The sequence below is a fragment of the Streptomyces hirsutus genome (genome assembly GCF_001418415.1).
Classification (GTDB): domain Bacteria; phylum Actinomycetota; class Actinomycetes; order Streptomycetales; family Streptomycetaceae; genus Streptomyces; species Streptomyces hirsutus.
Window position 1 is genome coordinate 1 of record NZ_LIQT01000450.1, and the last position, 10,850, is coordinate 10,850.

Annotated in this window: 10 protein-coding genes and 1 pseudogene; 1 reads left to right on the forward strand and 10 read right to left on the reverse strand. The window is 71.1% G+C overall.

The features are described 5' to 3' along the window. From AOK11_RS30135 to AOK11_RS30145, 3 genes are all read right to left on the reverse strand, one after another. Positions 1 to 440, reverse strand: a 440-nt coding sequence (locus tag AOK11_RS30135; RefSeq protein WP_157869478.1) for an extracellular solute-binding protein, incomplete at its 3' end; no start/stop codon positions are given. A gap of 213 nt (positions 441 to 653) precedes the next feature. Beyond that, positions 654 to 950 (reverse strand): DUF3039 domain-containing protein, encoded by a 297-nt coding sequence (locus tag AOK11_RS30140; RefSeq protein WP_055596868.1) that lies wholly within the window; start codon positions 948 to 950, stop codon positions 654 to 656. Positions 951 to 979: 29 nt separating this feature from the next. Further along, on the reverse strand, positions 980 to 1,552 hold the full coding sequence (locus AOK11_RS30145) for a YqgE/AlgH family protein (RefSeq protein ID WP_055596869.1): 573 nt from the start codon (positions 1,550 to 1,552) through the stop codon (positions 980 to 982). Between the two features lie 319 nt (positions 1,553 to 1,871). Between AOK11_RS30145 and murA the strand changes: the two genes are divergently transcribed. Beyond that, positions 1,872 to 3,218, forward strand: a complete 1,347-nt coding sequence (murA, locus tag AOK11_RS30150) for a UDP-N-acetylglucosamine 1-carboxyvinyltransferase (protein WP_055596870.1) — start codon at positions 1,872 to 1,874, stop codon at positions 3,216 to 3,218. Between the two features lie 266 nt (positions 3,219 to 3,484). Here the strand turns inward: murA and AOK11_RS30155 are convergent, their stop codons facing one another. The 7 genes and pseudogenes from AOK11_RS30155 to AOK11_RS45555 form a co-directional block, all read right to left on the reverse strand. Further along, complete coding sequence (locus AOK11_RS30155; RefSeq protein WP_042173245.1) at positions 3,485 to 3,766, reverse strand: HU family DNA-binding protein; 282 nt, start codon at positions 3,764 to 3,766, stop codon at positions 3,485 to 3,487. A gap of 447 nt (positions 3,767 to 4,213) precedes the next feature. Continuing rightward, positions 4,214 to 5,638 carry an NAD-dependent malic enzyme gene (locus AOK11_RS30160; RefSeq protein WP_055596871.1) on the reverse strand — a complete coding sequence of 475 codons (1,425 nt, stop codon included), beginning with the start codon at positions 5,636 to 5,638 and terminating at the stop codon, positions 4,214 to 4,216. Between the two features lie 418 nt (positions 5,639 to 6,056). Further along, the gene (locus AOK11_RS30165; protein WP_055596872.1) at positions 6,057 to 8,414 is read right to left on the reverse strand and encodes a HelD family protein; all 2,358 of its coding nucleotides are present in this window, start codon (positions 8,412 to 8,414) and stop codon (positions 6,057 to 6,059) included. Positions 8,415 to 8,473: 59 nt separating this feature from the next. Then, entirely contained in the window at positions 8,474 to 9,250 is a 777-nt protein-coding gene (locus AOK11_RS30170) for an anti-sigma factor family protein (RefSeq protein ID WP_055596874.1), read from the reverse strand. A gap of 50 nt (positions 9,251 to 9,300) precedes the next feature. After that, the gene (locus AOK11_RS30175; protein ID WP_074993260.1) at positions 9,301 to 9,888 is read right to left on the reverse strand and encodes a sigma-70 family RNA polymerase sigma factor; all 588 of its coding nucleotides are present in this window, start codon (positions 9,886 to 9,888) and stop codon (positions 9,301 to 9,303) included. A gap of 323 nt (positions 9,889 to 10,211) precedes the next feature. Then, the coding region (locus AOK11_RS45550) for a CGNR zinc finger domain-containing protein (protein WP_240497546.1) at positions 10,212 to 10,410 on the reverse strand (199 nt) is incomplete at its 5' end. 2 nt (positions 10,411 to 10,412) lie between these two features. Beyond that, positions 10,413 to 10,733: pseudogene (locus tag AOK11_RS45555) on the reverse strand (ABATE domain-containing protein); the annotation flags it as partial. Positions 10,734 to 10,850: the final 117 nt, after the last annotated feature.

Genomic DNA, 10,850 nt, shown 5'->3' on the forward strand with positions numbered 1-10,850 from the left:
CCGTAGACCTTGCCGTCGACGGTGACCGACTGCCGGGCGGTCGGGTCGGTGTCCTTGGCCTCGTCCCAGGCGCCGAACTCCTCGGTGACGTCGGCGAGTCCGCCGTCCTTCACGTAGCCGGCGGTGTCCGTGTTGCCGTACTCGACGAGGTCGGGCGCGGACTTCGGGTCGTTGAAGGCGGCCTTGATGCGCTCGGCGCGGGTCTCGACCGGGATGTACTCGACGGTGACCTCGGTGCCGTCGTGCGCCTTCTCGAATCCGGCGACGACGGACTCGACGACCTTTTCCTTGGGTGCGTTGTTCACCTCCTGGAAGAGCCAGACGCGTAAGGTTCCGGTCTTCTCGTCCTTGCCGGAGGAGGAATCCCCGGAGGTCTGGGGCGCGCAGGCGGCGGTGGCGATGACGGCCGCGAGGGCGACCAGACGGACGGACAGCTTCATGGACTGCTTCCTCCGGTGAAGTATTGCAACATGCGCAACGCTGGTTTCGCTGTGCACAACAACACCGGAGGCTAGGGACTAGGCGAACGAGCCCACAAGAGGTCTCCACCACTCTGTGACCGGCTGACGCATTCCGTGCAACGCGCGGGCATCACAAAGGCCCCCAGGGCACGCAAAACGCGCCCGGGGGCCCCGAGAGCGAGGCGGGCGCGGCTACTTGTCGCCCTTGCCCTTGCCGCCCTTGCCCTTGTCGTCGCCGTCGCCGCTCATGGACTCGTAGATCTCCTTGCACATGGGGCAGACGGGGTACTTCTTCGGGTCCCGGCCCGGCACCCACACCTTGCCGCACAGCGCCACGACGGGCGTGCCGTCCAGGGCGCTCGCCATGATCTTGTCCTTCTGGACGTAGTGGGCGTAGCGCTCGTGGTCGCCGTCGCCGTGAGAGGTCTGCGGCGTCGGCTCTACGAGGGTCCCCGTACCAGTCCCGCGCTCGGGCTCAAGAGTGCTCATGAAACAAAGGGTACTGAAGGTCACACGCATCAGTTGAGCGAAGGGTCGTCCGGATAGGTGGCCACCATCGCCAGCTCGCTGCGCTGACGGCGCAGCACCTCGCGCCAGAGCCGCTCCGGCACCGGGTACGAGATGTCGCCGGGCTCCGACTCCACGAGGTACCAGGCGCCTTCCAGCAGCTCGTCCTCCAGCTGGCCGGGACCCCAGCCCGCGTATCCGGCGAAGATGCGCAGCGAGCCGAGAGCGGCCGCGAGCAGCTCCGGCGGCGCCTCCAGGTCGACCAGTCCGATCGCCCCGTAGACCCGGCGCCAGCCCAGCGGGGCGGCCCCGCCGCCCGTCCCGCCGGGGACGACGGCGACACCGAGGGCCGAGTCCAGCGACACCGGGCCGCCCTGGAAGACGACTCCGGGTTCGCCGGCCAGGTCCGCCCAGCCCTCCAGGATGTCCCCCACGTCCACCGGGGTCGGGCGGTTGAGCACGACGCCGAGGGAGCCCTCCTCGTCGTGGTCGAGGAGGAGGACGACCGCACGGTCGAAGTTCGGGTCCGCCAGGGCGGGTGTGGCCACGAGCAGCCGCCCTGTGAGCGAGGACACCTCGGTCATGCCAGACATGATCCCGCATCTTCCCTTTCCGTGGGGAGGCAATCGGAGTACGGGGGTGAACGCGGCCGGCCGGCCCGCGAGCGGCCTGGTGAGGCGCCGGTCACGGCGGGCCGGAGCGGGCTTCGGGCGCCCTGCGGGCGTACGGAAGCACCGCCGGCGCACGGTGACGGCGGTCACCCCGAGTGGCCGGAGGGGAACTGCTCGTGTCGTGGTGGACCCGGGGACGGGACCGGGTCGTGCACGGGCTGGTGGAACCGGCGTGGGGGGCGACTACCCTTGCCCTTCTGGCCCCTGCCCCCCTCCACGGAACGCGAGATCCATGACCGTCAACGGCGCTGAAGACGTCCTGCTTGTCCACGGCGGAACCCCACTGGAGGGGGAGATCCGTGTCCGCGGTGCGAAGAACCTCGTACCGAAGGCCATGGTCGCCGCTCTGCTGGGCAGTGAGCCGAGCCGACTGGGCAACGTTCCGGACATCCGTGACGTGCGGGTCGTACGAGGACTGCTCCAGCTGCACGGGGTGACGGTCCGTCCCGGCGACGAGCCCGGTGAACTGGTGCTCGACCCCACGCGGGTGGAGAGCGCCAACGTCGCCGACATCGATGCCCACGCGGGTTCGTCCCGCATCCCGATCCTGTTCTGCGGCCCGCTGCTGCACCGGCTCGGGCACGCGTTCATCCCCGGTCTGGGCGGCTGCGACATCGGCGGCCGGCCGATCGACTTCCACTTCGACGTGCTGCGCCAGTTCGGCGCGACGATCGAGAAGCGGGCGGACGGCCAGTACCTGGAGGCCCCGCAGCGGCTGCGCGGCACGAAGATCAAGCTGCCGTACCCGTCCGTCGGCACGACGGAGCAGGTGCTGCTGACGGCGGTCCTCGCGGAGGGCGTCACCGAGCTGTCCAACGCGGCGGTGGAGCCGGAGATCGAGGACCTGATCTGCGTCCTGCAGAAAATGGGCGCGATCATCGCGATGGACACCGACCGGACCATCCGCATCACCGGTGTGGACAAGCTCGGCGGCTACAACCACCGCGCCCTCCCCGACCGCCTGGAGGCGGCCTCCTGGGCGTCCGCGGCGCTGGCCACCGAGGGCAACATCTACGTCCGCGGCGCCCAGCAGCGCTCGATGATGACGTTCCTGAACACCTACCGGAAGGTGGGCGGCGCCTTCGAGATCGACGACAAGGGCATCCGGTTCTGGCACCCGGGCGGCCAGCTCAAGTCGATCGCGCTGGAGACGGACGTCCACCCGGGTTTCCAGACCGACTGGCAGCAGCCGCTGGTGGTCGCCCTGACCCAGGCGACGGGGCTGTCCATCGTCCATGAGACGGTCTACGAGTCCCGGCTCGGCTTCACCTCGGCGCTCAACCAGATGGGGGCGCACATCCAGCTCTACCGCGAGTGCCTGGGCGGCTCCCACTGCCGCTTCGGCCAGCGCAACTTCCTCCACTCGGCCGTCGTCTCGGGCCCGACCCGGCTCCAGGGCGCCGACCTGGTCATCCCCGACCTGCGCGGCGGCTTCTCCTACCTGATCGCCGCCCTCGCCGCCCAGGGCACGTCCCGCGTCCACGGCATCGGCCTGATCAACCGCGGCTACGAGAACTTCATGGACAAGCTGGTGGAGCTGGGCGCGAAGGTCGAGCTTCCCGGCAAGGCGCTGGGCTGACGGACGGAACCCGACGACCGCGGCACCGGCGACGGGCCCCCGGCCGGGGGCCCGGGGGTCGCCCCGGGCGGACACGGCGTGGACAAGCCGGTGGAGCCGGGGGCGAAGGCCGGGTTTCCCGGCAAGCCGCTGGGCCGACCGGGTTACCGGGGCGGCTCCCGTCCGGCTGGTTTCGGTCTCGCCAAAGGGGCGGCCACCCGATCGGTGGCCGCCCCTTTGGCGTCACTATGCGTCGTACGCCGTCCCGGGACGTACGAACGGCAGGATTACTTGCCCTTGGCGGCTTCCTTGAGCTTCGAGCCCGCGGAGACCTTCACGCTGTAGCCGGCCGGGATCTGGATCGGCTCGCCGGTCTGCGGGTTGCGCGCGGTGCGAGCGGCACGGTGGGTGCGCTCGAAGGTCAGGAAACCGGGGATGGTGACCTTCTCGTCGCCCTTGGAGACGATGTCGCCGACGATGTCGGCGAACGCGGCCAGCACGGCGTCGGCGTCCTTGCGGGTCACCTCGGCGCGGTCGGCCAGCGCGGCCACCAGCTCACTGCGGTTCATGTTCTTACTCCCGTGTTCTTCTTGCCGTTGAGGCGTGCCACGCGGCGGGGCCGCACTTGGGGCACGACCAAGCCGATGCTGCCAGGGTCCTCGGTGAGTGCCCCGGACCCGGGTACTTACTCGGGCCCGCACGCACCTGGAGATGCTGCCCCCTGAACGTGGTCCCGGTGGAGCATCCTGCCTCTACCTGCGGCGGTAAAGCCAATCCGGCACCCGCAGGAGCCGCGATACCACCCATGGAGTCACCCGTGGGAGTCATCCGGGAGACTCCCACGGCCCGACCGACGGTGACGCTGCGTCCGCTACCGGCAGCGGACCGCGGACACCGGGGGTCCGAGCCACGGCCGCCACCCTAAAGGGCGGCCGTGTGTCACGGGTTCCACGACGCGCCGACCGCACACCTACCGTGGTGATGGTCACAGCCTCGGCGGCTTCCGGGGCCTCCCACTAGACGGCCGTGGCCGAGGCCTCCGTGCTCTTCGCGGCTTCCCGCACGGCACCGGCGACCGCGCCCGCGACCTTGTCGTTGAACACGCTCGGGATGATGTAGTTCGGGTTCAGCTCGTCCTCGGTGACCACGTCGGCCAGGGCCTGCGCGGCGGCGAGCATCATCTCGGTGTTGACGGCACGGGACTGGGCGTCCAGCAGGCCGCGGAACACACCCGGGAACACCAGCACGTTGTTGATCTGGTTCGGGAAGTCGGAGCGGCCGGTGGCCACCACGGCCGCGGTCTGGCGGGCGACGCCCGGGTCCACCTCGGGGTCGGGGTTCGCGAGCGCGAAGACGATCGCGCCGTCGGCCATCGCGGCGATGTCGTCGCCGTCGAGGACGTTCGGGGCGGAGACGCCGATGAAGACGTCCGCGCCGCGCACGGCCTCCTTCAGCGTGCCGGTCAGGTTCTCCGGGTTGGTGTGGTCGCCGATCCAGCACAGCGGGGAGTCGGCGGGGGCGTCCACCAGATCCGCGCGGCCCGCGTGCACCACACCGTGGATGTCGGCCACGACGGCGTTCTTCACCCCGGCCGCGAGGAGCAGCTTGAGGATGGCCGTGCCGGCCGCGCCGGCGCCGGACATGACGACCCTGATGTTCTCGATCGCCTTGCCGGTGACCCGCAGCGCGTTGGTCAGGGCCGCGAGGACGACGATCGCGGTGCCGTGCTGGTCGTCGTGGAAGACGGGGATGTCGAGGGCCTCGCGCAGCCGGGCCTCGATCTCGAAGCAGCGCGGCGCGGAGATGTCCTCCAGGTTGATGCCGGCGAAGCCCGGGGCGATCGCCTTGACGACCTCGACGATCGCGTCGGTGTCCTGCGTGTCGAGGCAGAGCGGCCAGGCGTCGATGCCGGCGAACCGCTTGAACAGGGCGGCCTTGCCCTCCATCACGGGCAGGGCCGCCTTCGGACCGATGTTCCCCAGGCCCAGCACGGCGGAGCCGTCCGTCACGACCGCAACGGAGTTGCGTTTGATGGTGAGGCGGCGGGCGTCCTCGGGGTTCTCGGCGATGGCCATGCAGACGCGGGCCACGCCCGGCGTGTAGATCATGGAGAGGTCGTCACGGTTGCGGATGGGGTGCTTGGACGCCATCTCGATCTTGCCGCCGAGGTGCATCAGGAACGTACGGTCCGAGACCTTGCCCAGGCTGACGCCCTCGACCCCGCGGAGCTTCTCCACGATCTCTTCGGCGTGACCGGTGGAGGTGGCCGCGATGGTGACGTCGATACGGAGCTTCTCGTGGCCGGACGCGGTGACGTCGAGACCGGTGACCGTGCCGCCGGAGGACTCCACGGCGGTGGTGAGCTGAGAGACGGAGGCTCCGCTCGCCGGTACCTCCAGCCGGATGGTCATCGAGTAGGAGACGCTGGGCGCCGTTGCCATGGCCGACTTCCTCTGCTTTCACCGTGTAGCTGCTTTGTGCCGTCCGATCGTCGCACCTACCGCCGAGTACGCGGTAGCCGCATCCGATTGCGAACGTTTTGGTCATGGCGGAAGCGGGTAACTGCGAAAACTGCCGGAAAGACTGTTCCACCATACGAGAAGTCGGGGGCCGTTCGTAAGTCAACGCGAGAGGCCCACGCCACCCGGAAGTGACGTGGGCCTCTCGGTTGTTCAGTGACACCGACCCGCCATGCTCGCCTCGCGGCAAGTGGTCGCTCGTAGCGACGAAGGTTGGGCCCGGGGGCTTGGATCGGGCCGGTGTCACTTGCCAGGCTAACAAACGGATGCCGTAGGACCATTCCCGCGGGCGGGTCATTTGCCGAGGGACGCCGACGGATGCCGGTCGACCGGCGGATCGTCAGTCCCGCAGCAGGTCCGGGACGCCGGATGCGTCCGGCTCGTCGCGTTCGGTGGAGACGACGGTGAGCTGCTGGGTGGCGCGGGTCAGGGCGACGTACAGGACGCGCAGGCCGGCCGGGGACTCGTCGGCGATCTCGGCCGGGGAGACCACGATCGTCGCGTCGTACTCCAGGCCCTTCGCCTCCAGGCTGCCGAGGGCCACCGCACGGTCGCCGAGCCCGTCCAGCCAGCGCCGCGCCTCCTCGCGGCGCTGCATGGCGACGACCACACCGACCGTGCCGTCCACCCGCTCCAGCAGCCGGGCCGTCTCCGCGCGCACGGTCTCGGCGAGCGACGCGCCCGCACCGGCGCCGTTCGCCTGCACCGGCACCTGGCCCTGCCCATGCCCCTGCCCCCTGCCCGTCGTCACGAAGCGCGGTTCGACGCCGGTGGAGCGCACCGCCCTCGGCGACACCGAGCCCGGCATGGCGAGCGCGAGCACCCTGGCGGCGAGTGCGGCGATCTCGGCCGGGTTGCGGTAGTTCACGGTGAGCTCGAAGCGGCGGCGGGGCCTGCTGCCGAGGGCCTCGTCGCGGGCCTGGGCGGCCTCGTCGGGGTCGGACCAGGACGACTGGGCGGGGTCGCCGACGACCGTCCAGGTGGCGTGCCGGCCGCGCCGGCCGACCATGCGCCACTGCATGGGGGTGAGGTCCTGGGCCTCGTCGACGATGACATGGGCGTACTCGGTGCGTTCCTGGGCGAGGCGTTCGGCCCGCTCACGCTGCGACTCCTCGCGCACCGGCATCAGCTCCTCCAGGCCGGTGAGCTGGTCCAGCGGGTCGAGCTCCCGCCTGCGCCGGGGGCGGGCGGGGGCGCCGAGGACGGCCTGGAGTTCGTCGAGCAGCGCGATGTCGTGCACCGACCGGCCGTCCCGCCGCAGCGAGCGGGCGACCTTGCGGACCTCGCCCGGGTTGAGGACACGCCGGGCCCAGCGGCCGAGGCGCCGCTCGTCGGCCATGGCGTCCAGCACGGCGGCCGGGGTCAGCTCGGGCCACCAGGCGGCGAAGAAGGCGAGGAAGTCGTCCTCGGTGGTGATGTCGTCGTCGAAGGAGGAGCGCAGTTCGGCGGCCAGCTCCGGGTCGGTGTGCCGGCCGCCCGCGCCGGAGCGCTTCCACAGGGCGTCCAGGAGCAGTTTGCGGGCACGGGGGCGCAGCAGGTTCACCGGGGCGGTGCCGCCGAGGGCGGCGTGGCGGACGGCCGCCAGTTCGTCGGCGTCCAGTTCGAGCCGCCGGCCGAAGGCGACGACGCGCAGCCGGGTCGGCGTGGCGGCGCTCTCCAGGGCGCCGCGCGCAGCCTTCCGGATCACCCCGAGCATGCGGGACGAGCCCTTGGCGCGGGCCACCGCCGGGGTGTCGTACAGGGTGGCCTCGGCGCCGTCGACCAGGGAGCCGATGGCGCGGATGGCGACCTGGCCCTCCTCGCCGAGGGAGGGCAGGACGCCCTCGGTGTAGGCGACCAGGAGCGGGGTGGGCGAGACGATCAGGATGCCGCCCGCGTACCGGCGCCGGTCCTGGTAGAGCAGGTAGGCGGCGCGGTGCAGGGCGACGGCGGTCTTGCCGGTGCCGGGGCCGCCCTCGACGTAGGTCACGGAGGCGGCGGGGGCGCGGATCACCAGGTCCTGCTCGGCCTGGATGGAGGCGACGATGTCCCGCATGCTGTGCGTCCGGGCCTGGCCGAGCGCGGCCATCAGCGCGCCGTCGCCGATGACGGGCAGCTCGCGGCCGTCCAGGGAGGCCGTCAGCTCGGGGCGCATGAGGTCGTCCTCGACGCCGAGGACCCTGCGGCCCTTGGAGCGGATGACGCGCCGGCGCACCACCCGGCCCGGGTCGACCGGGGTGGACCGGTAGAACGGGGCGGCGGCGGGCGCCCGCCAGTCGATGACCAGCGGGGTGTAGTTCTCGTCGAGGACGCCGATCCGGCCGATGTGCAGCGTCTCGGCGATGTCCGCGGTGTGGTCGGGGCGGACAGCGCCCTCGGCGGGCTCGACGGCGGTGTAGGCGCCGTCGGGCCCCTTCTTGCCGTCCTTGCCGAGGAGCAGGTCGATCCGGCCGAAGAGGAAGTCCTCGAACTCGTTGTTCAGCCGGTTGAGGTGGACGCCGGCCCGGAAGACCTGGGCGTCCCGTTCGGCGAGCGCGCCGGGCGTGCCGACCTGGCCGCGCCGGGCGGCGTCGTGCATGAGGAACTCGGCCTCGTGGATTTTTTCCTCGAGTCGCCGGTACACCCGGTCGAGGTGTTCCTGTTCGCCGCTGATCTCCCGGTCGCGCACGGAATCGTGAACCGGATCGACCGCGGTTTGCTGCTGAGCCTGAGCGGCCACCGGGCCCCCTTCTGACGTGCTGGGCAGCCGTCAACCGTACGCGAAGGGGGCCCGTCCTGCTACGCGTCGACCTCGACGAGCTTCTCGCCGTCGAACGTCACGATCTCGTAGCTGTCGATCTCGTCGGGATCGAACGAGGCGCCGCCCTGGACGTGGAGCGGCAGCTTGGCCTTGTCCGTCGTGGCGTCCGGCAGGCCGTAGCCCCACTCCGGGACGGTCCAGGAGGTCGCGGTCTCCCGCTCGCCGTTCTTGCCGACGACGATCAGGGCGCACTTCTTGGAGCCCTTGACGTTGGTGATCTGCGCGGCGAGGCCGGTGCCCCAGTCCTTCTCCTGGACCGCCACGGTCACGGAGACCCCGGTGCCCGGGTCGGTGGCCGTGAGCTTGTCGGGGATCTGGTCGAAGAGGTCCTTCGCGGGGTCGGCGGAGAGGGTGCGGTTGGTGCCGCCGCCCCCGCTGCCGCCGTCGCCCCCGCCGTTCGCCGCGACGGCGACGAAGGGGCCGCTGACGATCAGGGCGCCCGCGGCGGCGACCATGTAGAAGTTGCGGCGGCGCTTCTTGGCGCGGCGTTCGGCGACCTCGTCGACCAGCTTCTCCACCACGCGTGGCGCCGGCTTGGCCGACAGCGACTCGCCGAGCGACGGTGTGCCGGTGCCGGGCAGGTCCGCGAGGGCGGCCAGCATCGGTTCCATACCGGCGAGTTCGTCGAGCTGCTGGGCGCACCACTCGCAGCCGGCGAGGTGCGACTCGAACGCGGTGGCCTCGGCATCGTCGAGGATGCCGAGGGCGTAGGCACCGACGGTCTCGTGCTCGTTCGGCGCCGGTGATTCCTGCATGGCACCAGACATACCCGTACCGCCCGCTCCGAATCCCCCGTACACGCTCATCACGCCGTCACCCCCCGCTCCTCCAGTGCCAGCTTCATCGAACGCAGGGCGTAGAACACCCTGGAGCGCACCGTGCCGCTGGGTATCCCGAGGGTCTCGGCCGCCTCGTTCACGGTACGTCCCTTGAAGTACGTCTCGACGAGGACCTCCCGGTGGGCAGGGGTCAGGTCGTCGAGTGCGTCCGACAGCGTCATCAGCCACAGCGCCTTGTCGATCTCGTCCTCCGCGGGGATGACCTCCAGCGGCGACGGATCGACCTCCTGCGGCCGGGCCTGCCGACTGCGGTGGCCGTCGATGACGATGCGCCGGGCGACCGTCACCAGCCAGGGGCGTACCGATCCGGTCGCCCGATTGAGCTGACCGGCGTTCTTCCAGGCACGGATGAGCGTCTCCTGCACGACGTCCTCGGCTCGCTGCCGGTCACCGGCGACCAGCCGAAGGACGTAGGCGAGCAAAGGCCCGGCGTGCTCCCGATACAGCGCACGCATCAACTCCTCGTCGGGTTCGTTCGACGAGGACGGGGACATGCGATGTCGGGCCCTCGCTCCGCGTTCATTGGCCACGGCCGCATCCTTGCGCACGCCCACCTCCGGTGTCCCGGGGATCCCCCCGTCGGTCGCTCGACATCGGGTACGGACGTGGCGCGTGGGGTGTTCAACGCGAGGTGGCAGTTTCTTGAAGGGCGGGACGAAGACCGGGACATGGGAGCACATTCCCCCCGCTTCTTCTTCACATTTCCACCACGGGCCGACGGCGAGCCGGGTTGCCCGTGCCGACCGCAGGGCAAACCGGGCGTGAGCGAAGTCACTTGACCACTTGAGGGGCGGCAAGCGACAGGAAATGGCGGAAGGGGTGACGCAAGCCGCATACGGGACAGTGGAGTTGAGGGTGCCCGTGAGGTGAGGCCGGATCAGGCGCGGGTGAGGGCGGCGGCCCTGCGGCGGTGGCGTGCCACGCGCTCGCGGTTTCCGCAGACCTCGCTGGAGCACCAGCGCCTGCGGCGGCCCCGCGAGGTGTCCAGGTAGACGATCGGGCAGTTGTCGCCCTCGCACTGCCGCAGGCACGCGCGCGCGTGCCTGCGGCAGTGCGAGGGCGACAACTGCCCGATCNNGTGCGGCGCCGGGGGCGCGGCGCGGGCGATCTCGTTGACGCGGGTGAGCGCGAGGCCGTACGCGGCGCTGCCGGGCGCCGGCCGGCCGTGCACCAGGCGGGCGAGGTGGCCGCGCAGTTCGCGGAAGGCGACCGGCCAGGCGCCGTCGGCGTGGGTCAGCGGGGTGTCGGCCGGGACGAGTCCGGAGCCGGTGATCCAGGCGCTCAGCACGTCGACGGAGCCGAGCCGTTCCTCGGGATGCGTGGTCGCGAGGAGATCCAGACAGATCCGCCCGGTGTCGAACCGCAGCTCGTGGGGCGCCGTGACCGTACCCAGTGCCATGTGCCTGTCACCGCCTAGGGTTCACTCCGGTCGCGTGGGGCCGGGGCGATGCGAGTGAGGAATCTGTTCCGGGAATCCGCTCTCCCTACAGTGCCCCTCCGCTCCCCCGCCCGGAAC

Coding starts and splice junctions, on each gene's coding strand:
- AOK11_RS30140 (WP_055596868.1), bottom strand. CDS start 950: ATGAGCACTCTTGAGCCCGAGCGCGGGACTGGTACGGGGACCCTCGTA.
- AOK11_RS30145 (WP_055596869.1), bottom strand. CDS start 1,552: ATGACCGAGGTGTCCTCGCTCACAGGGCGGCTGCTCGTGGCCACACCC.
- murA (WP_055596870.1), top strand. CDS start 1,872: ATGACCGTCAACGGCGCTGAAGACGTCCTGCTTGTCCACGGCGGAACC.
- AOK11_RS30155 (WP_042173245.1), bottom strand. CDS start 3,766: ATGAACCGCAGTGAGCTGGTGGCCGCGCTGGCCGACCGCGCCGAGGTG.
- AOK11_RS30160 (WP_055596871.1), bottom strand. CDS start 5,638: ATGGCAACGGCGCCCAGCGTCTCCTACTCGATGACCATCCGGCTGGAG.
- AOK11_RS30170 (WP_055596874.1), bottom strand. CDS start 9,250: ATGCAGGAATCACCGGCGCCGAACGAGCACGAGACCGTCGGTGCCTAC.